This window comes from Henriciella sp., assembly GCF_029937755.1.
GTDB lineage: Bacteria > Pseudomonadota > Alphaproteobacteria > Caulobacterales > Hyphomonadaceae > Henriciella.
In genome coordinates this window covers 211,246-234,165 of the sequence record NZ_JAPYPG010000001.1, presented here as the reverse complement: position 1 = coordinate 234,165, position 22,920 = coordinate 211,246, and the positions used below count along the sequence as shown (strand labels likewise).

The following is a 22,920-nucleotide window of genomic DNA, read 5'->3' as shown; positions in this document are numbered from 1 at the left end:
ATAAGCTTCAGCGATGAGCAAACTGACCGCCACTGCGAGCCCGGCCGATAATGGAACCCGGCTCGACCGATACCTCTCCGAACAGTTCGCCGACCTGTCGCGTTCACGCGCAAAGGCGCTGGTGAAGGAGGGGGCGGTGACGGCCAATGGCGCGCTCGCCGACGACCCGAAAGCGCCTGTGCGCCCTGGCATGACCTACGAAATCGACATGCCGCCGCCCGTGCCCGCGACGCCGGAGCCGGAGGATATTCCGCTCGATGTGCTGTTCGAGGATGAGCATCTCATCCTCGTCAACAAGCCGGCCGGCATGGCCGTGCATCCCGCACCGGGCAGCTGGCAGGGCACGCTGGTGAATGCGCTGCTGCACCATTGCAAAGGTGAGCTGCCGGGCATTGGCGGGGTGGAACGCCCGGGCATTGTCCACCGCATCGACAAGAACACGACCGGTGTTCTGGCCGTGGCCAAGACGGAGGCCGCGCATGCTGGCCTCTCGAAGCTGTTCAAGAAACACGATATCGAGCGGACCTATCGGGCCATCACACGCGGCGCGCCGCGTCCGCTGGTCGGCACGGTCGACATGGCGATTGCGCGCTCCACGGCCGACCGGAAGAAGATGGCGGTGGTGCGCGACGAGGAGAGCGAGGTGGGCCGCCACGCGGTGACACACTACAAGGCGCTCGAGACGTTCGGGGAACTGGACAAGGGCACGGGCCTGCCGGCCGCCGCGCTCATGGAGTGCCGGTTGGAGACCGGCCGCACCCACCAGATCCGCGTGCACATGGCCCATATCGGCGCGCCGCTGATCGGCGACCCGACCTATGCGCGTTATCGCGGCATAAAGGCGTATGGTTCAGGCGAGGCCTTCATCGCGGCAACGACACTGGCGCGAAAGTTCGACCGCCAAGCGCTGCATGCCGCGAGCCTCGGTTTCGTCCACCCGGTGACAGGCGAAGACATCTTCGCCGAAGCGCCGCTGCCGGAAGATATGGCGGAACTTCTGGTGGCGCTGCGGGCGATGTAGGCCCGATCAGCCCTGCGGTTTGAACCAGTCCGGCAGCTTGAAGTCCCGCCCGAGATCCTTCGCCACCTGCTCATGCGTGATGTGGCCTTCGGCGACGGTCAGGCCGTGGGCGAGGTGGACATTCTCGTTCAGCGCGGCGTGCGTGCCCTTGTTCGCGATCTGCATCACGAAGGGCAGGGTGGCATTGTTCAGCGCATAGGTGGAGGTGCGCGGCACGGCACCGGGCATGTTGGCGACGCAATAGTGCAGGATGCCGTCGACATCATAGATCGGATCTTCGTGCGTCGTCGGGTGCGAGGTCTCGAAACAGCCGCCCTGGTCGATGGCGATATCGACGAGCACGGCGCCCGGCTTCATCGTCTTCAGCTGCTCTTTCGAGATCAGCTTGGGGGCTGAGGCCCCCGGAATGAGGACGGCGCCGATGACGAGGTCGGCCTCTTTCACGGCTGCGTCGAGAGCCGCCTTGGTCGAGAACATGGTCTTCACCAGGCCGTTGAACTGCGCGTCCAGTTCGGCGAGGCGGTTATTGTTGCGGTCGAAAATGGTGACATCGGCGCGCATGCCGACGGCAATCTCGGCGGCATTGGTGCCGGAGACGCCGCCACCGACGATGATGACCTTGGCCGGCTGGGTGCCCGGCACACCGCCGAGCAGCAGGCCACGGCCGCGCTTGGTGCGCATCAGCGCCCAGGCGGCTACCTGCATGGACATCCGGCCCGCGACCTGGCTCATCGGGCGAAGCAGCGGCAGGCCACCAGATGGCTCGGTCACGGTCTCATAGGCGATCGCGGTGCAGCCGCTCTTGATCAGGCCGTCGGCCTGAACAGGATCCGGAGCCAGGTGGAGGTAGGTAAACAGCGTGTGGTCGGGGGTTAGGCGCGCGGTTTCTTCCGGCTGCGGCTCTTTCACCTTCACGATCAGCTCTGCGGACTTGAAGACGGCATCGGCGTCCGGGACGATTTTCGCGCCAACGGCTTCGTATTCTTCATCGGCGAGGCCGGAGCCGATACCGGCGCCCGCCTGCACGAAAACCTCATGGCCGGCATTGATCAGGTCGCCGACGCTTTCCGGTGTCAGGCCGACCCGCGATTCCTGTTTCTTGATTTCGCTCGGCACGCCAATACGCATGACAGATCCTCCAGCAACGGCACTATATAACTATGTGCTGCGGCTAGATGGTTCTTGCCAAATTTGCAAGGATTTGTGGCTGATCCTTGCCCGCTCAGTTCGTGCGAAGGGAATATCCTGCCGATCGGACCGTGCGGATCGGATCGTCACCACCCTTGCTCATCAGCGCCTTGCGCAGCCGCCCGACATGAACGTCGACCGTGCGGGCCTCGACATAGACGTCCGAGCCCCAGACCCCATCGAGCAGCTGCTCACGCGAGAAGACGCGGCCGGGATGCTGAATGAAATAGTCGAGCAGGCGGAATTCGGTCGGGCCGAGGTGGATATCCTCGCCATTGCGCATGACGGTGTGGGTCGTGCGGTCCACGACAATGTCGCCCACCATGACCTTGTCCTCGATGAGGGCGGGGCGGATGCGGCGCAGGACAGCCCGTACGCGCGCCATCAGTTCGGTCGTGGAGAAGGGCTTGGTGACATAGTCATCGGCACCGGTGTCGAGGCCGCGAATACGGTCGGCTTCCTCGGTGCGGGCCGTCAGCATGATGACCGGCAGGTTCGCGGTCTCCGGCTTGGAACGGATGCGGCGGCAGACCTCGATGCCGGGCACCTTGGGCAGCATCCAGTCAAGCAGGACGAGATCGGGCACCCGCTCGTCAAGCTGGATCATCGCCTCGTCGCCATCCGGCGCTATGGTCGTTTCGTAGCCTTCTCGCTCGAGATTGTATCGAAGCAGTTCGGCAACAGCCTTCTCGTCTTCTGCGATCAGGACAAAAGGTTTCACCCGGCCCCTCCAGATTGTTTCAGCCGGGCTTCGACATGATCGCCCGTCGCTGTCTCGCCCGTGACCATGTAGTAGACCGCCTTGGCGATGTTCGTGGCGTGGTCACCGATGCGTTCAAGGTTCTTGGCCATGAACATGAGATGCGTGTTGGACCCGATCTGGCGTGGATCCTCCATCATGTAGGTCAGTGTCTCGCGGAAGAAGGACATGTAGTGGTCGTCGATGTCGTCATCGAGTTCCAGTACGCGAATGGCGGCGTCCACATCCTGGCGGAGATAGGCGTCGAGCGCCATCTGCAACTGGTGGGAGACCGCCCGTGACATCCGCTCGATACCTTTGACGGCAGCGCGGTTCTCATCGCCGGTCAGTTCGAGGCAGCGCTTGCCGATATTCTTGCAGAGATCGCCGATCCGTTCGATGTCGCCGGCCAATTTCATGGCCCCGAGCACGGCGCGCAGGTCGGCGGCCATCGGGTGACGCAGGGCGATCAGGCGGATGATGGCCTTTTCGGCTTCTGCTTCGAGTTCGTCGATGGACTTGTCGCGCTTGATGACCTGGCGCGCCAGTTCGAGGTCATAGGTGACCACGGCGCGGCTGGCATCGTTGATCATCGCTTCAGCGAGACCGCCCATGCGTAGCAGGTTGGCCGACAGATGCTCGAGCTCGTCAGTGAATGCGGTGACGATGTGTTCTGACATATATGCTTCGTTTCGTGCCATTAGCCGTAGCGACCGGTGATGTAATCCTGGGTCTTGCTGTCGACGGGGTTGGTGAAGATCTGTTCTGTGTCGCCATATTCTATCAGTTTTCCGAGATGGAAGAAGGCCGTGCGCTGTGAAACGCGCGCAGCCTGTTGCATCGAGTGGGTCACGATGACGATGCAATAGCGCTCGCGAAGCTCGTCTATCAGCTCTTCAATGCGGGCTGTCGCGATCGGGTCGAGGGCGGAGCAGGGCTCATCCATCAGGATGACTTCCGGGCTGACGGCAATGGCGCGGGCGATGCACAGACGCTGCTGCTGGCCGCCGGACAGGCTGGTGCCGGGCGCCTGCAGGCGGTCCTTTACCTCATCCCAGAGGCCGGCCTTGCGAAGCGCGGACTCGACCACCTCGTCAAGCTCCTGCTTGCCGGAGGCGAGGCCGTGGATGCGCGGGCCATAGGCGATGTTGTCATAGATCGATTTCGGAAACGGGTTCGGCTTCTGGAACACCATGCCGACGCGCGAGCGCAGCAGCACCGGGTCGATCGAATGGTCGTTGATGTCTGCCCCATCCATATAGATCTGGCCTGAGACCTTTGCGGTCTCGATCGTGTCGTTCATCCGGTTGATGCAGCGAAGGAAGGTGGACTTGCCGCAGCCGGAAGGCCCGATGAAAGAGGTCACGGCGCGGTCCTGGATTGCCAGGGAAATATCGTAGATGGCCTGTTTATCACCGTAGAAGACGTCGATGTTTCGGCAATCGACCTTGATCATTTCCGACATGGTGTGGGCCTGCTTTGGTCTGGTTTCGGTGAAGTCTTCAACGTTTCCGTCCATGACTACCATCTCCTTTCGAACCGGCGTCTCAGGATGATCGCGATGAGATTCATCAAGACGAGGAATACGAGCAGCACGATGATTGCGGCTGCGGTTTGCGGCTCCCAGGCGCGCTCTGCGCCTGTGGACCACTTGTAGATGAGAACGGGCAGAACGGTCGACTCATCGGTCGGCCCGTCGGGAACTTCGGCGACGAAGGCGACCATGCCGATGAGCAGCAGCGGCGCGGTTTCGCCAAGGGCGCGCGCCATGCCGATGATCGAGCCGGTCAGGATGCCGGGCGCCGCCAGCGGAACGACGTGGTGGAACACCGCCTGGGTCTGTGAGGCGCCGACGCCGAGGGCGGCATCGCGGATCGATGGCGGCACGGCTTTCAGGGCGGCGCGCGAGGCAATGATCACGGTCGGCAGGACAAGCAGGCCGAGCACGAGACCCCCCACAAGCGGCACCGAACGTGGCAAGCCAAGGAAATTGATGAACACAGCCGCCCCCAGCAGGCCGAAGACGATGGAGGGCACGGCGGCGAGATTGTTGATATTGACCTCGATCAGGTCCGTCATCCGGTTCTTGGTGGCGAATTCCTCGAGATAGACGGCGGCGAAGATGCCGACGGGAATGGCAAGAAGCGCGGTGACCAGCATGGTCCAGAGGGAGCCGACCACGGCCGCTGCGGTACCGGCAAGCTCAGGATAGGTGCTGTCGGAATGGCTGAAGAGCGAGGTGTTGAAGACCGACTTCACGCGGCCGTCTTCCTTGAGCAGCATTGTCCAGGCAATCTGGCGGTCACTGACGGTGCGGTTTTCCTCGCTCTGTTCGAGTACGAGGGTGGAGGCGTTCGTGCCGGCAGCGGGCATGGTGCTGGCGCCAGCGAGATAGGTCAGGCTTGCGGTGCGTCCGTCGATGTCCTGAAGGCGGAACCAGGTCTCGCCAAGCTGTATCAGGGCCGCTGGCTGATTGTCGCCTTCGCTGCGTTCGCGAAAGGTCTCGAGCGCGCTGCGAAGGTCCTCGACGGCCTTCATGTCCGCGAAAGTGACATCGATACCGTCATCCAGAGTGCCGGTGACGTCCTGGATCTCTCCAAGCTTGAGGGATTTGCGCTCGCTCACGCCGCCCTTGAGGTAAAGGTCGATGTCGTCGGCAAGGGCGACCCGGAATTCCTGACCGGTGCCGATGATTTCCGGGTTCTCGGCGGTCTTGCGTGCAATCGGCAGGACGGCGAGGCGGGTAAACATGCCATAGAGTTCGCGCAGGCGGGCGCGGTCTGTCTCTCCCGGCAGGAAGTCCTCAGCCAGATTGTCCTGCAGCAGCAGGTTGAAGCCTGAAACATTCCGCGCAATCGCTTCCGGATCGCGTTCGCCTGACGGGTCGACCTGCTCGGCATCGAGCCTCACGTCAAAGGTCAGGACATTGCGCGAGAAAGCGGAAGAGGCCTGCCCGAAGATCGAGATCAACAGGGTAACCAGCGCCACGATGGCAATACCGATGGCCAGCTGGCCGTACAGCTTGAACCGCATTTCGGCACGGTGGCGCTGTTTCAGCCGCTTCATCGCAGCGGCTGAACCAAAGCTGCCTTTCTCGGACGGGCTGGGCGCCGGGCTATTCATACTTTTCCCTGTATCTCTGGACGACGCGAAGGGCGATCAGGTTGAAGATCAGCGTCACGATGAAGAGGACGAAGCCGAGTGCGAAGGCTGAAAGCGTCTTGGCGCTGTCGAACTCCGTGTCGCCCGTGAGCAGGGCGACGATCTGGACGGTAATGGTGGTCAGGTCGGCTGTCGGGTCCGGCGTGATCTGGGCGCGCTGGCCCGCCGCCATGACGACGATCATCGTCTCACCAATCGCCCGCGAGACCGCCAGAAGCAGGGCAGCGATCACACCCGGCAGGGCGGCCGGCATGACGACCTGCTTGACCGTTTCGGACTTTGTCGCGCCGATGGCATAGGCACCGTCGCGCAGGGTCTGCGGAACGGCGTTGATCACATCGTCAGACAGCGAGGACACAAAGGGGATGATCATGATCCCCATGACGATGCCTGCGGCCAGCGCGCTGGTCGGCTGCGCGGCGAGCAGGCCATCAGGCACGAAGGGCAGCCCATTCACCCAGTTGGCGCCGGCCCGTACGATCGGGGCCACGAACTGCAACGCGAAGAAGCCGTAGACGACCGTGGGGATACCGGCGAGCAGTTCCAGGATCGGCTTGACGACGCCGCGGAAGCGGGGGCTGGCATATTCCGACAGATAGATCGCCGAGAGCAGGCCGATGGGCGCGGCCACCAGCATTGCCAGGAAGGCGATCATGAAGGTGCCGAAGAAGAGCGGGATGGCGCCGAAGTCGGCCCCCGTCTGGGCGTTCCATTCGGTGCCGAAGATGAAACTGAACACAGACACGCGGGAGAAGAAGCGCATCGCCTCGAAGAACAGGCTGGCGACAATGCCGATCGTTGTCAGGACGGCGATGCCCGCACACAGGAAGAGCATGAACTTGATGCCGTCTTCCACGCGTGACCGTGCCCGGAAGTGCACAGACAGCTGCCGGCGCGCAAAGAAGAAGCCGAGGCCCGCCGCCGCCAGCGCCGCGAGGACGGCGATGATACGGGACAGGCCGAGCAGGTCAGTATAGCGCGAGGTGGCCGCATCGAAGAGCGCGTTTCCGGTGGAGGCTGCATCGCGCCGCGCGGCCTGTTCGGATATCCGGTCGATATACTGCCCGAGTTCCAGCGACCCGAGATCACGAATTCGCTGCGGCAGTTCGCTGGCAAGCTGCGCGCGCACGATGGAATCACCGAAAAGGGCATACAGAACGAGGATGACCGCTGCCGGCCCGATGGTCGCCATGGCGACGAAATAACCGTGATAGTTCGGCTGCGAATTCAGGCGTTCGGTTTGGCCGTGACCTACCGTGACGGCCTGTGTGCGGCCGGCAAAAAACGACACGAATCCGGCGACTGCCAGAACGGCAAACAGCAGCCACGCGACTGGTAGATGTCCAAACGTCTCAAGCATGCGCCCACACTGATAGTCCAAGCCCTCGCGCGCCTCTTAACGCGGCTGCTTGACACATATGTGACACACACTGCGGACAGGTGTTTTATTTGTGTAAAGAGCTTCAGACCCCGAAGGCGTGCGGGCTTTCGAGGCTGATCCGCTCGCCGGTCCCGGGATGGTCAAAGGCCAGCCGGGCGGCGTGCAGGCAGAGCCTCGCATGACTGTCTCCAGGCACGCCATAGAGGCGGTCGCCGCAGATCGGGTGTCCCGTGGCCGCCAGATGCAGGCGCAGCTGGTGGGTGCGCCCTGTAACGGGTTCGAGATCCAGCAGGCTTCTCTCTCCAGGCGTTCTGACGAGACGCCAGCGCGTGCAGGCTGTCTGGCCGTCCTCAGGGTCAATTCGACGCAACGGCCGCATCGTCCAGTCCCGTCCGATCGGCAGGGTGATCTCGCCTTCCGGCGCCTCCGGCACGCCGTGGACGAGCGCTGCATAATGTTTTGAGACAGCGCGCTCACTGAAAGCCAGGGAGAGTGCCCGGCCCATTTCTTTGGAACGGGCGAAGACGATCAGCCCGGACGTATCCATGTCGAGCCGGTGGACAGTCTCAAGCGGTCCAAACTCGATTTCGAGGCGCCGCTGCAGACAGTCCTGCCGCGCGTCACCGCGTCCCGGCACGGCCAGCAGGCCAGCGGGCTTGTCGGCCACCAGCAGCGCCGCGTCCCTGAAGAGGATTGGCGCCGGGGTGGAAGGAGGCTCATAAGCGCGCGGCGCGGGCGGGCCCTCGCGCATCAATCTTCAGCCGTGTCGAACTCGGCGTCCGAGATGGGCAGCCAGACGCCGAACACGGCGCCATCGCCCTCGCGGCTGGCAACGGCCAGGCCGCCGCGATGGCGCGCCATGATATGCTTGACGATGGCCAGGCCGAGGCCGGTGCCTTCGATTTCGCCGCCCCGGCTTTCATCCGCACGGTAAAACCGCTCGCCCAGACGGGAGAGGTGCTGGCGGGCGATGCCGGCGCCTTCATCGGACACGCGGACCCAGGCTGCGCGAACTTCCGTGGAGGCCCGCGGTTGCAGCAGGGTGGAGCGGTCGGCATGCTTGTGTAAGTGCTCGATCGCCTTTCGCCCGGCCTCACTCATCGAGGGGCTGGTGCCGACAGTGACGGTAACGCGGCCATCATCGCCGGAATACTTGATCGCATTGCTGACAAGGTTCTGGATGACCTGCGCAATCTCGTCCCACTTCGCGGTGATGGGGATGGCGTGCGGGGGCATGTGGAAGTCGAGCCGGACTTTCTTGTCGGCCGCCAGCGGCTGCAGCGAAAGTATGGTCTGCGACATGATGTCTGCGAGATTGACGACGGTATCGGGCGCCTTGTGCTCACTGAACTCGATGCGCGATAGCGAGAGCAGGTCGGCCACGAGGTGACGCATCCTGTCTGTCTGCTGGTGCATGATCTCGAGAAAGCCGTCCCAGGATTCCCGATCGTCATGGGCCGGGCCGAGCATGGTCTCGATAAAGCCCGCAAGTGCGGTCAGTGGCGTGCGCAGCTCATGGCTGGCATTGGCAAGGAAGTCTGCCCGGGCGCGCTCGGCGCGGTGAACTGCGGTGCGGTCCTCGAAGATGATGAAGACGCTGTGGCGGTCCGGCCCCGGTGTGAGGTGGGCGAGCCAGAGTTCGTCGCCCTCGCCGGTCAGGAATTCGACGCGCTCGGAGGCGCCTGTCCGGGCGACCCGGTCGGTTGCCATCAGCACGTCCGGCTGGCGGATGATCACAGATTTCAGCGCGCCCTCGATGCTTGAGACCCGGAAGAGCTGGGTGCATCGCTGGTTGGCGACCTCGATCCGTTCATCCGGTGTAATATACAGGCCGGGGAAGGGCAGGGCGCGCACCAGCGCCTTGATCGATTCCGCAAGGCCCAGCTGGGCGCCGGCCTCGGTGACCTGTTCGACGCGGGGTTCAGGCGGGACGGACCCGACATAGTAGGCAAGCGCGCCGGCGAACAGGACAATCGCCGCCATCACGCCTTCAATGAAACCGAGGGCGCCGGACGCGACCAGAAGGGAAAGCAAGGCGGCACCGCCGCCGGTCAGGACAATGAAATCCCTGGCGCGTTCCGGACGGCTCACAATCCGCCTGTTTCTCTGACTGTCGCTTGCAGACATGTGTTTTCCAACCAGCAATTCCCGCCTCTGGCAAGCAGGCCAAGGCTGCAGATACGACCTCGTTCGCACATATTCTCCATAGAATCTCAATCCTATTGTGTTGCAAATACAACCAGTGCAGCTGGATATCGATTTTCAATAATTTTTTGTTGACAGTCGACTAATCGGTGCTTAGAGCCACGTTGGAAATGATTGAGGGTCGAATGAAGCAGACACGTGCAATTCTTGGTGCATTGGCACTGACTGGATGCGGCAGCCTGTCCGGCGTGGCGGGCGATCCTGTTGCTGTTTTTCCAGTCGCGCCAAATGCCCCTGAAACTTGGGCCGCCGCAGGCGTGACCGGGGAAACGCCGCGTGCAGACTGGCTTGCCCAGTTCAATGACCCCGTGATGGAAAGCCTTGTCGCCGAAACGCTGGCCGCCAATCCGAATATCCGCTCGCAATACTATGCAGTGCAGGCGGCCCGGGCGCAGGCGCGCGGCGTTTATGGCCGGTCGCTGCCGAATGTCGGCGCAGGCGTGTCCGCCGGTGTGAATTCGACCTATTCCGAAGTGGCCGATGACCGCTTCACCGACCCGACCTACAGCCTCGGCGTGGATGCGTCGTGGACCGCTGATCTCTGGGGCCGTCTGAAAGCGTCGATCGAGGCTTCACAAGCCGATGTCGTCGCGACCGAGGCTGATCTTGCCTCCGCGCGTCTTTCGCTTGCCGCGCAGACAGCGATTGCGTGGACCGACCTGAACGAAGCCGTCGCACAGGAAGAAGTGGCCGTGCGGACCTATGAGGCACGCGAGCGGGTCCTGTCGCTGACCGAGCGGCGTTTTGCTCGCGGTCTTGTCGACTCGCTCGATGTGCGCCTTGCACGCAGCGCGCTGGCCTCGGCCGAGGCGGCCATCTCCCAGCGCAAGCAGGCCAGCGGCAACGCCGTGCGCCGGCTGGAAATCCTGCTCGGACGGTATCCGGGTAATGCCATCGAGGCGCCGGGCGTGCTGCCGGCGCTCTCGCCCATACAGGCCGCCGGTACGCCGGTGATGCTGCTGTCGCGCCGGCCTGATGTGGCTGCTTCGGAAGCTCGGGTCGTTGCGGCCGGCCTGCGGGCCGAACAGGCGCGGCTGGCCGTGCTGCCCACGCTCAGCCTGACGGCGTCGGTCGGTACAAACGAGACGGACCTGTCGGACCTGTTCGATCCCACGCGTATCGCTGCCAACGCCATTGCCTCGCTGGCCCAGCCGGTGTTCAATGGCGGCGCACTGAAAGCCGACAAGCAGGCTGCGCTCGCCAATGCCGAAGCCGTCCTGTCGACCTATGTCGCCAATGTCCTGCTGGCCTGGCGCGAAGTCGAAGATGCCATCGCCGCAGACCGCTACCTTGCTGAGCAGGTCGACGCCCAGCAGCGCGCGCTCGATGAGGCTATCAAGGCCGAAGAGCTGGCGACACGGCAGTATTCGAACGGCCTGATCGCGATCTTCAATCTGATCGATGCGCAGACCCGTAGACTGAACGCTGAAAGCACATTGATCGCCGCACGCTCCGCGCGTGTTTCAAACCGCATCGCCTTCCACCTGGCTGTTGGGGGCGGGATACCGGGAGAGCCGGTCTCCGAAACACAAGATAATCTCGCGCCCTGATAAAGAGACCTCCCATGAAACGCATCCTTGCTCTCTTACTCCCCGTTATCGTTCTCGCCGTGCTTGTCGGTGGAGGCATTGCTCTCATGACGGCCCTGAAGCCGCCAGTGGAAAAGGCCGAAGAGCAGCCCCGCGGCCTGTCGGTCTTCGCCGAAGCCGCTGAGCAGACCGACCTCAACATGACTGTGAACGCGCAGGGCGAAGTCCGTCCGAAGCGCCAGATCGTGGTTGCACCGCAGATCGCCGGGCGTATTTCCTATGTTTCGCCGGATTTCCTGGATGGCGGCTTTATCCGTCAGGGCCAGGTCCTGGTGCGGCTCGAGTCGGCTGATTATGAGCTCGCTGTGACGCGCGCACGCTCGGCTGTGGCCTCCGCCCAACAGGTCCTGGCACGCGAAAAGGCCGAAGCCGAGATTGCCCTGCAGGATATCAGGGATCTTGAAATCGAGGATGCTAGCCCGCTGGCACGCCGCGAGCCGCAACTGGCTGAAGCCAGAGCCAATCTGAACTCGGCTGAAGCCGCGCTGGCCGATGCGCAGCTCGGCCTCGACCGGACCGCCGTTACCGCGCCGTTCACAGGACGTGTGCGTGAGCGCAGCGCAGACCTCGGTCAGTTCGTAAGCCCCGGCCAGGCGCTGGGCACGATATTCGCGACCGATGTGGTGGAAGTCTCCCTGCCGCTGTCAGACGAGGATCTTGGACGGGTTGGCCTGCCGCTGGCCTTTGCCGAGACCAGGGACAATCCGGGCCCGCAGGTGACCTTCCGTGCGAACGTCGCCGGCCAGCCGCGTGAATGGCAGGGCCGCATCAAGCGTACCTCTGCGGCGATCAACCCGCAGACCCGCCTGATCAATGCCATCGCCGAACTCGAAGACCCCTATGGGGCCGGGACCGACGACGGCGTGCCGATGGCGCCAGGCCTGTTCGTCAATGCTGCGATCGAGGGCCGCTCGATCGAGAATGTCGTGCGTATCCCGCGCTCGGCCCTGCGCGGCGTCAATCAAGTCTATGTTGGTGATGGTCCGGCCGGGAAGCTCGAGATCCGCAGCGTCGAAGTCGCCTTCAGCGATGATGATGGCGCCTATCTCAATTCCGGTGTCGAGGCGGGGGAACTGGCGATCGTTTCACCAATCCAGGCGGCCTTTGACGGCATGAACATCCAGGTCGTCGAGCGTATGCCTGACGGATCGCTGGTCCCGCGCACGCCGCGGTCCGGCAGCGATGAGGAAACGGAAGAAACATCGGCACTGGCGGCCGGCAACATCGAGGGAGCCAACCAATGAACGGTCTGGTCGCCTGGTGGGCCCGCAACGGGATTGCCGCCAACCTGCTGATGGTCATCGCCTTTATTGGCGGCACATTCGGTTTTCTGAGCCTCGAGAAGGAAGCCTTCCCCGCGGCCGACTTCAACGGCGCCAGCGTCTCGATTGCCTGGCCGGGGGCGTCCCCGCAGGATGTCGAGGACCAGATCGTGGTCCGCCTCGAAGAGGTCGTCGCGGACATTGATGGTCTGAAGCGGATGACGGGCACGGCGCGCGAAGGCGTCGGCTACGTCAACATGGAAACCGATCTCGATGTCGATGTCGACGAGTTCGTCGATGAGGTGAAGCGCCGGGTCGATACGATTTCCAACCTGCCCCAGTCCTCTTTCCCACCGCAGGTCACGCGCTGGCGGGCAAATAACCAGTATATGGGGCTGGCGCTTCACGGGAATGTCGATGCCAAGACGCTGAAATACTATTCCAAGGAAGTCCGAGACGAGATTGCGCTGATCGAAGGGGGCGAACTGGCCCAGGTGCAGGGCACGCTCGATGAGGAAGTCTCGATCGAGGTCTCCGAAGAGGCGCTTCGCCGGTACAATCTCACTTTTGCGGAAGTGGCGAATGCCGTTCGCAGCACATCCCTGAATTCCTCCGGCGGTACGGTTCGTACCGAGACTGGCACGGTTGCCATTCAGGCGCGCCAGCTGGCCGATACGAAGGAAGAGTTCGAGAATATTGTCCTGCGCGAAACGCTGGACGGCGGCACGATCCGCATTCGCGATGTGGCGACAGTGGTCGACGGTTTCGTCGATGCCGACCTGGACGCGACCTTCAACGGCGAACCCACGGCCTTCATCATGGTGCGCCAGCCGGAGAGGATGGACATCGTCGCCTATTCCGAGGCGATCCAGGAGTATATGGAGCGCGCCAATAGCGGCCGCGGGCCCGATGCGCTGCCGGAAGGCATCCGGCTCGACCTGCTGTTCGACGATTCCGAAATCTACAAGGGCCGGATGGACACGATCAGTTCGGCGGCCTTCCAGGGCATGATCCTTGTTCTCATCATCCTGATCCTGTTCCTGCGCCCGGTCGTGGCCTTCTGGGTGACGATCGGTATCGGCACCGCCTTCGCCGGCGGCATGCTGATCCTGCCCCTGTTCGGCGTGACGCTGAACTTCCTGTCGCTGTTCGCAGTCCTGCTGGTGATCGGTGTTGTCGTGGACGATGCCATCATTGTTGGGGAGAACATACACAAGGAAGTCGAGAGCGGACGGCGTGAGGGGCTCGACGCCGCCACGATGGGGACCCAGCTTGTCCTGAAGCCGGTCATCTTCGGCGTGATCACGACCATGATCATGTTCGCGCCCTGGATGTTCCTGCCGGGGCCGGAGCGCCAGTTCACCGAGCAGATTTCCTTCGTGGTGATCGCGGCGCTGACCTTCTCGCTCATTGAATCGCTGCTGATCCTGCCCGCGCACCTGTCGCATATGGAGCCGCAGAAGTTCGACGGGCCTGGCGGCAAGCTGCTGAAATTCCAGCAGACCATCGCCGACAGCCTGCTGACCTTTGCCAACCGGATCTACAAGCCCCTGCTCGAGATGGCCGTCAGGTACCGCTATGTAACGATTGCGGTCTTCGCCTCGACCTTCGTGTGGGCCGTCATGCTTCTGCAGACCGGCATTCTGCCGATGCGCTTCATGCCGGAAATCGAGAACGATCTCGTTCAGGTTCGTATCGACCTTCCGGATGGCTCGCCACAGTCGCGGTCACTGCAGGTCCGCGATCAGCTTCGCATGGCCGTTGAGAACGCCCAGAAGTCTCTCGACCAGCAATATCCGCAACTTGACGATCATCTGATTGCGGACACCTCGATCGTGGCGTCGGAGGGCGAGGTGCAGGCCTGGATCGGTCTGATGCCGGCCGAAGACCGCCCGACCGGCGTGAGCACCAAGTCGATCACGCAGGAGATCCGCGATGCCTTCGGCGATGTGCCGGATGCGGAGGAGGTGAACTTCTCCTTCACGATCAACGATTCCGACAATTCGATCCGGTTCGCGCTCAATCATGACGACCTGGACCTGCTGCGCCAGGCAGCCGATGAGGTGAAGGCAAGGCTTGCCACCTATGAGCAGACCTTCGACATCGGGGACAACCTGTCCTCCGCGGCCGAAGAAATCCGCATCGAACTCAAGCCCGGGGCAACCACGCTCGGTGTCACGCTGAGCGATGTGACCCAGCAGGTCCGCGCCGCCTATTACGGTATCGAGGCCCAGCGCCTGCCGCGTGATGGCGAGGATGTCCGGGTGATGGTGCGCTATCCCGAAAAGACGCGCCGGTCGCTCGACAGCCTGCGTGACCTGCGAATCCGGACCAGTGACGGTCGCGAGATTCCGCTGATGCAGGTCGCCGAGATCGAGTTCGCGCCAGGTATCAACCGGATCCAGCGGCGTGAACGGATGCGCTCGGTGACGGTATTCTCCGAACTGGTCGGCGATGGCACGCGGGGCATCATCTCGTCTGACATGGACCAGAATTTCTGGCCTGAATTCGAGAAGAAGTATCCGGAGATTACGCGCGGCGCGGTTGGCTCGGCCGAGTCTGAAGCGGAGTTCTTCCAGGACATCGTGCAGCTCTACATGATCGCCTTTGTCTTGATGTACATCCTGCTGGCGATTGCCTTCCAGTCCTACTCCCAGCCGCTCTTGCTGATGATGGCCATTCCCTTCGGCTTTGCCGGGGCCGCCTTCGGGCACGTCTTGTTCGATACGCCGATGGCGCTGTTCTCCATGTTCGGCATCGGGGCAGCCGCAGGGGTCGTGATCAATGACAACCTCGTCCTCGTCGATTACATAAACCGGCGACGTGCTGAAGGAGCCGGGGCGCTGCAGGCGATTGTGGACTCGGGTGTGTCCCGTTTCCGCCCGGTCCTGCTGACTTCGGTGACGACCTTTGTCGGTATCCTGCCAATGATCGCGCAGAAATCGGTGCAGGCGCAGTTCCTGAAGCCGATGGTGGTATCGCTCGGCTCTGCCGTGGCCTTCGCGCTGTTCGTGTCGCTGCTGATGGTGCCAGCGCTTTATGCGGTCGGCTGTGAAGTTGGCCGGATTTTCCGCTGGAGCTGGGGTGGCCGGCCTTACCGCAAGATCGGCGAATCCTATGAGGGCCATGTCCACATCGATGAGGAAGAGCTCATCGGCACGAGCCGTGGCGCCCGCCCGCAACCGGCAGAATAATTTTCCCGAATATCGCACGTCACGGGGTGGATAATCCCCCGTGGCGTGCAATAAACGCATTTTAATCCAGGAGACAGTATTAGATGAAACGACTTCTTGCCGGCGTTGCGACGGTGGCCCTGCTCGGGGCCTGTACAACCACAGCTGAGGACACTGGCACACAGCCAGCCGAGACAACGCCTGCTACGGACACCACCGCCCAAGCCCCCACCGAGAAGAAACACGTCGTCGAAACCACATCGCCGGATTACTGGGGCGAGTGGGGCATCGATACCAGCGTGATGGACAAGGATGTCGACCCCGGCGACAACTTCTTCATGTATGTGAATGGCGACTGGTTCGACGAGTTCGAACTGCCAGGTGACAAGACCCGTTACGGCGCCTTCGACCTTCTTCGCGAGAAGTCAGAACAGCAGACCAAGTTCATCATCGAGGATCTCGCCGCCGAGGCGCCGCCGGCCGATACGCCGGAAGGCAAGGTTGCCGCCTTCTACAATGCCTATATGGACACCGATGCGATCGAGGCCGCTGGCCTTGCACCGGTCCAGCCCTATCTCGAAAAGATCAATGCCATCGAGACGCGCGAAGATCTCGCCACGATCTTCATGTCTCCGGGCTTTTCCTCGCCGGTCAACGGCTTTGTCTGGGTCGATGACAAGAACCCGGATGACTACATTTTCCAGATGTCCATGGGCGGTCTCGGCCTGCCGGACCGCGAATACTATCTCAAGGACGACGAGAAATCCGTCGGCATCCGCGAGAAATATGTGGAGCTCCTGACCTTCCTCCTGACCGAGGCCGGCTATGATGATGCAGAGGCCAAGGCGGGTGACGTCCTCGCGCTTGAGACCGAGCTTGCCGCAGCTGACTGGGATCGTGCCGTCAGCCGCAACCCGGAGATCACCTACAACAAGATCACGCGCGCGGAGCTTGATGATATCGCTGGCGACTTCCCGCTCGCCACGGCACTCAACCAGCTTGGCGTGAATGACGAGCAGGAATTCCTGGTCACCGAAATCCCGCCGACGGAAGACGAGATCGCAAGCGCGGGTTTGAGCCAGGAAGATGTCGACAAGCTGGGCGCCGGCATGCCGGCCGCCTTTGAGCTCGCGAACACGGCCGACCTCGAGACCTGGAAAGCCTATCTCGCCGCTCACCTCCTGTCGGGCTATTCCTCTGTCCTGCCGAAGGAGATCGACGATGCGGACTTCGCCTTCTACGGCACGACGCTGAGCGGCCAGCCGGAACAGCGCCCGCGCTGGAAGCGGGCCGTGTCTGCCGTCCAGGGTGCGCTTGGTGAGGCCATCGGCGAAGTCTATGTGGAGCGCCACTTCCCGCCGGAAAACAAGCAGAAGATGGATGCCCTCGTCTCCAACTTGCGCACGGCCATGCACGCCAATCTCGAAGACCTGGAGTGGATGGGTAAGGCGACCCGCGAGAAGGCCAAGTACAAGCTCGACACGTTCAATCCGAAGATCGGGTATCCGCCGAAATTCGAGGATTACGAGACGCTGACGGTCACCGACAATGCCTTCCAGAACGCGGTCAACACAGCCGCCTGGAACCTTCAGGACAATCTCGACCGCCTCAACGAGGAGCCGGACCGCGATGAATGGTTCATGACCCCGCAGACGGTCAACGCCTATTACAACCCGGCTTATAACGAGATCGTCTTTCCGGCCGCCATCCTGCAGCCGCCTTTCTTCAATGCCCCGGCCGATCCGGCTGTGAACTATGGCGCCATCGGTGGCGTGATCGGTCACGAAATGGGTCATGGCTTTGACGACCAGGGATCGAAGTATGATGGCGATGGTGTTCTCGCCAACTGGTGGACGGATGAAGACCGCGAGGCCTTCAACGAACTGACGACGGCGCTCGTCGAGCAGTACAACCAGTACTGCCCGCTGGACGAGGGCGATCCGTGCGTGAACGGCCGTCTGACGCTGGGCGAGAATATCGGCGACCTTGGTGGCCTCTCGCTTGCCTACCGTGCCTACCAGATCAGCCTCGACGCGAATGGCGACGGCATGGTCAGCGAGGACGAGCAGGCGCCTGTCATTGACGGCCTGACCGGCGACCAGCGCTTCTTCCTCGCCTGGGCGCAGGTCTGGCGCGCGAAGTATCGTGACGAAGCCAAGCGCCGCCAGCTGCTGACTGACCCGCACTCCCCGCCGGAGTATCGCGTCAACGGCATCGTGCGCAATTTCGATGAATGGTACCAGGCTTTCGACATCAATGAGGATGACGAGCTCTACCTTCCGCCGGAAGAGCGTATCCGCATCTGGTAAGCTTTCGGGCCAACAGTATAGGGGAAGGGGCAGGTTGCGACCTGCCCCTTTCTTTATGCGGAAACACCGTGTGCGGAGCGGAAATTTTCGATGATCAGTCTTCACAAGACTGTCATTTTCGGTGTTTCATACAGCTTGCCTTGCTCTGGGGAGGGCTTTGCTCATGCCGTTTCCGAATGCCGTTGCGGCCTATTTCGACAAACTGGATGGCCCGATGAAGGCTGTTACGCTGGCGCTCAGCGAGTGTGTTCACCGGCAGGGGCCACATCTGAAGGTGATGCTTGCCTGGGGGGTGCCATGCTGGTCCGGCCATGAGCGCGTTGTGTCTGTGACGGCGCATCAGCATCACTGCAACCTGCAACTCTGGTCGGGTGCGCGTCTGGCCGACCAGTATTTCGGGCGTATCGAGGGGACCGGAAAGGCGCTGCGCCATGTGAAGGTCCGCTCGGCCGCCGAGATTGATGACGAGCTGATCGACATCATCGACCGGGCCATCCAGATCGACCAGGATGCGCCGGTGCGGGTGCGATAAGCGCCCCTCTCTCTTGGCAGATCCGGTCTCTGGTCTATCATTCCATTCTCAAGCCGGGAGACAGACGATGCGCATGGTTTCAATGGTTGCTGCAGGGATGCTTGCGGGTGGTCTGCTGGCTTGTGGCAGCGCGGCGGATGTACCGGAACAAGTTGCGGGCGATACTCAGGAGACTTCAGCCATGGCGAATGCGCGCTCGGTCAGTTTCGAAACCATTACCGGCGAGCCACTCCCCATGTCCCGGTTCGATGGCGAGGTTGTTCTGGTCGTGAACACAGCTTCCAAGTGTGGCTTCACGCCACAATATGAGGGCCTGCAGGCTCTGCATGAGCAATTCGAGAGTGAGGGATTTTCCGTTCTCGGTGTTCCGTCCAATGATTTCGGCGGTCAGGAGCCTGGCACGGAGGCCGAGATCAAGACGTTCTGCGAGCTGAACTTCGGTGTCGATTTCCCGCTCACCTCAAAGGTCCATGCGGTCGGTCCGGAGCAGCATGAATTCTGGACCGTCGCCAAGACCGGCCTCGGCGATGCGGCCGAACCGAAATGGAACTTCCACAAGGTGCTTGTTGGCCGGGACGGCACGGTTCTCAGTGCCTACCCGTCGGCCACCAGGCCCTCTGACAGCCAGCTTGTTGGCGATATCGAAGCGGCCCTGGAGGGCTAGGACCTAGGCGGCCTCGGCCTCTTCGGCAGGCTGGAGGGTGACGCCGCAGAGATGCGCAGCGGCCACGGCAGCCGCCCCGGCAAGCGTCGATACGCCGAGCTTCTCGAACAAACGGCGCTTGAACGTGTCCACAGTGTGCATGGAGACGCCCATCCTGGCCGCGATGTCGCGAAGCGGGATTTCCTGGAGGATGAAGGTCAGCGTCTCGGCTTCCCGTGCTGAAAGACCGAAGTCTCCTGCCGATAGTGTCCTGCTGGGGAGGAACTGGAACCGGCCCAGCCGGGACCGGTTTTCGCAGGCGAGCACGCCCGCATCGTTTTGTTTTATCATGACAGGTCCATCGGGTGGCAGACGGCCAAAGGCACGTCCTACAATCTGTTAGGTTGCTCGATAGGTATCCTGTTCGCCCTGCTCTTGTGAGTTAGACACCGTTACACGGCATATCCTGTCGTCTCTGCGAGACTTAACGACGGGGGGGCGTAATAAAAAATCTATTATTAATCAATGCACTGTGTGTTTGTGTCGACATCCAACGATATTCACTGTCACGCAAAACCGTTACAAGGGTGAATTGTAGGTGACACGGAATTTCGTGACGCTTGGTTGAGTTGGACGAGTACATGCAGCCTGATCATGGACAGGTAGAATCTCAACTCTCGCGAATTCTCGCTAATCCGAGGTTTTCGGCCGCACCGCGCATGAGCGTATTGCTCAGTTACATTGTCGACGCGACGCTGAAAGGAGAGGGCGAACGCTTGAAAGGCTATTCGATTGGCGTTGATGTCTTTGAAAGGCAGACCGACTTTGATCCATCGACAGATGCAATCGTCCGCGTGCAGATGGGACGGCTGCGCCGCCTGCTCGACGCTTATTATCTCGGCGACGGTGCCTATGACCCGGTCCGGATCCGCGTACCCAAAGGTGCGTATCAGCCGGAATTCACGCTGCGGGATGTCGCCTCACAGCCGGCGTCTTCAGCCGTGGGCCCGACCTCGGGGCGCAAGCCTTTCCCGGAGCGTTTCTGGATGGCTGCCGTCGCGGTCTTGGCCCTCTTGATCGTGGCACTTGGCTATGTGGCCCTGTTCAAGGATACACGGCTCACCTCACCTCAAAGCGAGACCTCGCTGAAAATCGGTTCCAGGGACACAATCTCGCTGGCCGTCCTCCCCCTTCGAGGAAGCGAAGCCAACTCCAGATCAAAGTTCGTCGCCGATGGGATCAGCGAAGAGCTTGTGAGTACGCTGGCAAGCGTTCCATCCCTGACCGTCAGTTCGCCATCGGCTGTGGCAAGCGCGCTTGAGGCCGGTACGCGTGACACCATCGAACTGGGTGATGCTCTTGGGGTCGACTTTATCCTGGAAGGGAACTTGCAGCAGGACGGCGGCCGCTTCCGGATCGCCGTCCAGCTCTCGGACACCGGGACAGGGGCCACGATCTGGGGAGAAACATACGACACCCGGGACGAAAACATCTTCGATGTTCAGGATGACATCATCATCGCCCTTGTCCAGGAGCTACGCCCGAGGCTGCGAAGCGCAGCTAAAGAAGCCATCGCCCGTACGCCCACCTCTGAGCAGACGGCCTGGGAGCTTTATCTGCAGGCGACATGGACGCCAGGGACCACGATCAATACGCAGGCCTGGCAACTGGAACGCATTGCGCTTGCCGAACGCGCGCTGGAACTTGAACCGGACTTTGCGCCCGCCCATTCCGTCATGGCAACGAAGCTGACCCATCTTGCGAGTTTCGTTCCTGAATACGACACACCGGAACTGCGCGAGAAAGCCACCTATCATGCGACCCGGGCCCTCGACCTGTCCCCGGAGGATCCCGATGTCCTGTACAATCTTGCAATCCATTATGTGAGGGCTGGGAACACGGATCGTGCGCAGCGCCTCATGGTCCGTGTGGTCGAACTTGATCCAACGCGACCTGCGCCACAGTTTCTCTCCTCCGCCTTGCCCTATTATTGTGCGAGCGCGCCCCCCGCCGTGCTTGAACGGCTGGAGAATTTTCATAATAGCCTTTCGGCCGATCATCCCTTGCGAGGGGTGACGCTGTATTTCCTGGGCCAGGTCCAGCTCAGCAGGGGCGACTATGAGCAGGCCGTCGAGCAGGCCTTTGCGGCGCATGAAATGTTCCGGAGCCCAGAAACCGCATACCTTCTTGTAGCGGTCATGATACGGCTGGGCCAGCAGGACGCTGCCGTCGAAATCTACCGACAGCAGAAGGAGTCGTGGCCAGGGTTAGACCCGCACCATTTCGCGGATGTCTCTATCCGTCGCCGCTGCCAGGGCGACGATGGAAGCGAGGAGGTCATGCGCGTTTATTCGGAGATGGCTGACATACTCGAGTCGCCGGCCTGAACCTTGAACGCATTCCGTCCCTTCTTTCCTGCGGCCAGTTCGGTGTAAGCTGGAAGCCAGTCGAAACCGCCGAAGGAAATGGACATGCGTCTTTCCCTGACCGTCGCAATCGCCGCTGCTGCTATCATTGCGCCCACCGCCCTGGCACAGGGCAACGACACGCTTCGGGCCGTGGTGACGAATGGTGTTGTCATCACTGTCGGCAAGCATGCGATTCCGATCAGTTACAAGGAAGACGGCACCTATTCCGGTGCTGCCTCAGGCGCCAGCTTTGCCGGAAAGTGGCGGATCGACGGTGCAAAACTCTGCACCATCTCCGACATGTCGCCGTCGGAGACCTGCACCACCTACCCCGACGGGATGGGCCCGGGGGATGAGTTCGAAGTGACCAACCCCTCACTTGGCAAGGTGACCGTCCGCATCAGGAAACAGGGCTGATTTTCGCGATCAGCTTTCCTCGCGACGCTTCCAGACGCGGACATAATCGACATGCATATAGGATGGCGACGGTGTGCTGGCGTCCGGTTGCGAGGCGCCGCCAAGGGCGAGATTGAGCAGGACGGCCAGGGGCTTGGTGTGGTTCTCGGGCGTGTCGACTGACCAGACACGCTCCCGGTCGAAGTAGAAGTCCAGGGTTTCCTTGGTGACATCGACGCCGAACGTATGGAAATCCTCATACAGTTCGCCCGGCTCGATATCGACGTAGTGATGGGTCATCTGGTTCTTTTCGGCGGCGAATGGATAGCGCTCGTGAACCGTGATGGAATAGCGATCCGGCTTCGACCCATAGTGTTCGATGACATCGATTTCGAGCGAGTAGCGTTCATTGCGGGCAATCAGCCAGAAGGCCGGCCAGAAGCCCTTGCCTTCCGGCAGTTTGGTCGAGATTTCGAAATAGCCGTATTGCTGCTTGAAACCTTCGAACTCGGGATTGACGGAGGCCAGAAGGCCGGTCCGCCAGCGGCCGAGATTGTCCTTGCGCGCTTCAATGCGCAGAACGCCGTCGTCAGTGGTAAAGGGAAATCCATCCTCAGGATTGGCAAAGCGCGCAATGCCGAAGTCACCATTCCAGGGCGTATGCGCGATCCATTGCGTGTCCGGGCCCCAGGGTGAAACGTCGAGGCTGTCGAAATTGTCTTCAAAGGTGAGTTCGTAGTTCGAGATATCGAGTGTTTTCTCGGCGTGTGCGGCCGGTGCCTGCGCGGTGCATGCGAGAAGAGCAGCTGCCGCTGCAGCAGCAAATTTGATGGTCATGATGAGTCCCCGGGTGTCCCAGCCGTGTTTCTGTCCAGCTCTGGAACCGGACAAAAAAAGAAGACCCTGAACGCG

The 22,920-nt window shown here is 61.8% G+C and carries 19 protein-coding genes; 9 read left to right on the top strand and 10 right to left on the bottom strand.

Annotated elements, in window-relative coordinates; genetic code table 11:
• The first annotated feature begins 13 nt into the window (after positions 1-13).
• Positions 14-1,021, top strand: a complete 1,008-nt coding sequence (locus Q1K29_RS01145; protein ID WP_300390425.1) for an RluA family pseudouridine synthase — start codon at positions 14-16, stop codon at positions 1,019-1,021.
• A gap of 6 nt (positions 1,022-1,027) precedes the next feature.
• On the opposite strand, the gene ald is transcribed toward Q1K29_RS01145, so the two are convergent.
• The 8 genes from ald to Q1K29_RS01105 all read right to left on the bottom strand — a co-directional run bounded on the left by ald (position 1,028) and on the right by Q1K29_RS01105 (position 9,618).
• Positions 1,028-2,149: an alanine dehydrogenase gene (gene ald, locus Q1K29_RS01140; protein ID WP_300390422.1), complete on the bottom strand. Its 1,122-nt coding sequence runs from the start codon at positions 2,147-2,149 to the stop codon at positions 1,028-1,030.
• 94 nt (positions 2,150-2,243) lie between these two features.
• A complete protein-coding gene (gene phoB / locus Q1K29_RS01135) occupies positions 2,244-2,930 on the bottom strand; it encodes a phosphate regulon transcriptional regulator PhoB (RefSeq protein ID WP_300390419.1) in 687 nt (228 codons plus the stop codon).
• Positions 2,927-3,628, bottom strand: a complete 702-nt coding sequence (gene phoU, locus Q1K29_RS01130; RefSeq protein ID WP_300390416.1) for a phosphate signaling complex protein PhoU — start codon at positions 3,626-3,628, stop codon at positions 2,927-2,929. Before phoU ends, phoB begins: the two co-directional genes overlap by 4 nt.
• Positions 3,629-3,648: 20 nt before the next feature.
• Complete coding sequence (gene pstB / locus Q1K29_RS01125; RefSeq protein WP_300391920.1) at positions 3,649-4,413, bottom strand: phosphate ABC transporter ATP-binding protein PstB; 765 nt, start codon at positions 4,411-4,413, stop codon at positions 3,649-3,651.
• 56 nt (positions 4,414-4,469) lie between these two features.
• Complete coding sequence (gene pstA, locus Q1K29_RS01120; protein ID WP_300390413.1) at positions 4,470-6,071, bottom strand: phosphate ABC transporter permease PstA; 1,602 nt, start codon at positions 6,069-6,071, stop codon at positions 4,470-4,472.
• Entirely contained in the window at positions 6,064-7,470 is a 1,407-nt protein-coding gene (gene pstC, locus Q1K29_RS01115; protein WP_300390411.1) for a phosphate ABC transporter permease subunit PstC, read from the bottom strand. The genes pstA and pstC overlap by 8 nt, the downstream gene beginning before the upstream one ends.
• Positions 7,471-7,573: 103 nt before the next feature.
• Positions 7,574-8,158 (bottom strand): RluA family pseudouridine synthase, encoded by a 585-nt coding sequence (locus tag Q1K29_RS01110; RefSeq protein WP_300390408.1) that lies wholly within the window; start codon positions 8,156-8,158, stop codon positions 7,574-7,576.
• Between the two features lie 83 nt (positions 8,159-8,241).
• The gene (locus Q1K29_RS01105) at positions 8,242-9,618 is read right to left on the bottom strand and encodes an ATP-binding protein (RefSeq protein ID WP_300390405.1); all 1,377 of its coding nucleotides are present in this window, start codon (positions 9,616-9,618) and stop codon (positions 8,242-8,244) included.
• A 203-nt stretch (positions 9,619-9,821) separates the two neighbouring features.
• Between Q1K29_RS01105 and Q1K29_RS01100 the strand changes: the two genes are divergently transcribed.
• The 6 genes from Q1K29_RS01100 to Q1K29_RS01075 all read left to right on the top strand — a co-directional run bounded on the left by Q1K29_RS01100 (position 9,822) and on the right by Q1K29_RS01075 (position 19,225).
• The gene (locus Q1K29_RS01100) at positions 9,822-11,246 is read left to right on the top strand and encodes an efflux transporter outer membrane subunit (RefSeq protein WP_300390404.1); all 1,425 of its coding nucleotides are present in this window, start codon (positions 9,822-9,824) and stop codon (positions 11,244-11,246) included.
• Positions 11,247-11,260: 14 nt separating this feature from the next.
• Positions 11,261-12,529 (top strand): efflux RND transporter periplasmic adaptor subunit, encoded by a 1,269-nt coding sequence (locus Q1K29_RS01095; RefSeq protein WP_300390401.1) that lies wholly within the window; start codon positions 11,261-11,263, stop codon positions 12,527-12,529.
• Positions 12,526-15,741: an efflux RND transporter permease subunit gene (locus Q1K29_RS01090; protein ID WP_300390399.1), complete on the top strand. Its 3,216-nt coding sequence runs from the start codon at positions 12,526-12,528 to the stop codon at positions 15,739-15,741. The genes Q1K29_RS01095 and Q1K29_RS01090 overlap by 4 nt, the downstream gene beginning before the upstream one ends.
• Before the next feature lie 83 nt (positions 15,742-15,824).
• Positions 15,825-18,029, top strand: coding sequence for a M13 family metallopeptidase (locus Q1K29_RS01085; RefSeq protein WP_300390396.1), 2,205 nt, complete (start codon positions 15,825-15,827; stop codon positions 18,027-18,029).
• Positions 18,030-18,192: 163 nt separating this feature from the next.
• The gene (locus tag Q1K29_RS01080; RefSeq protein WP_300390393.1) at positions 18,193-18,561 is read left to right on the top strand and encodes a DUF1801 domain-containing protein; all 369 of its coding nucleotides are present in this window, start codon (positions 18,193-18,195) and stop codon (positions 18,559-18,561) included.
• Between the two features lie 67 nt (positions 18,562-18,628).
• Positions 18,629-19,225, top strand: coding sequence for a glutathione peroxidase (locus Q1K29_RS01075; protein WP_300390391.1), 597 nt, complete (start codon positions 18,629-18,631; stop codon positions 19,223-19,225).
• 3 nt (positions 19,226-19,228) lie between these two features.
• Here the strand turns inward: Q1K29_RS01075 and Q1K29_RS01070 are convergent, their stop codons facing one another.
• Positions 19,229-19,555: a LuxR C-terminal-related transcriptional regulator gene (locus Q1K29_RS01070; protein WP_300390388.1), complete on the bottom strand. Its 327-nt coding sequence runs from the start codon at positions 19,553-19,555 to the stop codon at positions 19,229-19,231.
• Between the two features lie 368 nt (positions 19,556-19,923).
• Between Q1K29_RS01070 and Q1K29_RS01065 the strand changes: the two genes are divergently transcribed.
• Together Q1K29_RS01065 and Q1K29_RS01060 are read left to right on the top strand one after the other, a co-directional pair.
• A complete protein-coding gene (locus tag Q1K29_RS01065; RefSeq protein WP_300390385.1) occupies positions 19,924-21,591 on the top strand; it encodes a tetratricopeptide repeat protein in 1,668 nt (555 codons plus the stop codon).
• Between the two features lie 84 nt (positions 21,592-21,675).
• Positions 21,676-22,029 carry a hypothetical protein gene (locus Q1K29_RS01060; protein WP_300390382.1) on the top strand — a complete coding sequence of 118 codons (354 nt, stop codon included), beginning with the start codon at positions 21,676-21,678 and terminating at the stop codon, positions 22,027-22,029.
• Between the two features lie 9 nt (positions 22,030-22,038).
• Here Q1K29_RS01060 and Q1K29_RS01055 read toward each other — a convergent pair whose 3' ends face one another.
• Positions 22,039-22,845 carry a glycoside hydrolase family 16 protein gene (locus Q1K29_RS01055; RefSeq protein WP_300390380.1) on the bottom strand — a complete coding sequence of 269 codons (807 nt, stop codon included), beginning with the start codon at positions 22,843-22,845 and terminating at the stop codon, positions 22,039-22,041.
• Positions 22,846-22,920 lie beyond the last annotated feature (75 nt).

What these genes read in the sequence shown, in the direction of transcription:
- Q1K29_RS01145 (WP_300390425.1), top strand. Translation starts at nt 14, where the DNA reads ATGAGCAAACTGACCGCCACTGCGAGCCCGGCCGATAATGGAACCCGG.
- ald (WP_300390422.1), bottom strand. Translation starts at nt 2,149, where the DNA reads ATGCGTATTGGCGTGCCGAGCGAAATCAAGAAACAGGAATCGCGGGTC.
- phoU (WP_300390416.1), bottom strand. Translation starts at nt 3,628, where the DNA reads ATGTCAGAACACATCGTCACCGCATTCACTGACGAGCTCGAGCATCTG.
- pstB (WP_300391920.1), bottom strand. Translation starts at nt 4,413, where the DNA reads ATGTCGGAAATGATCAAGGTCGATTGCCGAAACATCGACGTCTTCTAC.
- pstA (WP_300390413.1), bottom strand. Translation starts at nt 6,071, where the DNA reads ATGAATAGCCCGGCGCCCAGCCCGTCCGAGAAAGGCAGCTTTGGTTCA.
- pstC (WP_300390411.1), bottom strand. Translation starts at nt 7,470, where the DNA reads ATGCTTGAGACGTTTGGACATCTACCAGTCGCGTGGCTGCTGTTTGCC.
- Q1K29_RS01105 (WP_300390405.1), bottom strand. Translation starts at nt 9,618, where the DNA reads ATGTCTGCAAGCGACAGTCAGAGAAACAGGCGGATTGTGAGCCGTCCG.
- Q1K29_RS01100 (WP_300390404.1), top strand. Translation starts at nt 9,822, where the DNA reads ATGAAGCAGACACGTGCAATTCTTGGTGCATTGGCACTGACTGGATGC.
- Q1K29_RS01095 (WP_300390401.1), top strand. Translation starts at nt 11,261, where the DNA reads ATGAAACGCATCCTTGCTCTCTTACTCCCCGTTATCGTTCTCGCCGTG.
- Q1K29_RS01090 (WP_300390399.1), top strand. Translation starts at nt 12,526, where the DNA reads ATGAACGGTCTGGTCGCCTGGTGGGCCCGCAACGGGATTGCCGCCAAC.
- Q1K29_RS01085 (WP_300390396.1), top strand. Translation starts at nt 15,825, where the DNA reads ATGAAACGACTTCTTGCCGGCGTTGCGACGGTGGCCCTGCTCGGGGCC.
- Q1K29_RS01080 (WP_300390393.1), top strand. Translation starts at nt 18,193, where the DNA reads ATGCCGTTTCCGAATGCCGTTGCGGCCTATTTCGACAAACTGGATGGC.
- Q1K29_RS01075 (WP_300390391.1), top strand. Translation starts at nt 18,629, where the DNA reads ATGCGCATGGTTTCAATGGTTGCTGCAGGGATGCTTGCGGGTGGTCTG.
- Q1K29_RS01070 (WP_300390388.1), bottom strand. Translation starts at nt 19,555, where the DNA reads ATGATAAAACAAAACGATGCGGGCGTGCTCGCCTGCGAAAACCGGTCC.
- Q1K29_RS01065 (WP_300390385.1), top strand. Translation starts at nt 19,924, where the DNA reads ATGAGCGTATTGCTCAGTTACATTGTCGACGCGACGCTGAAAGGAGAG.
- Q1K29_RS01060 (WP_300390382.1), top strand. Translation starts at nt 21,676, where the DNA reads ATGCGTCTTTCCCTGACCGTCGCAATCGCCGCTGCTGCTATCATTGCG.
- Q1K29_RS01055 (WP_300390380.1), bottom strand. Translation starts at nt 22,845, where the DNA reads ATGACCATCAAATTTGCTGCTGCAGCGGCAGCTGCTCTTCTCGCATGC.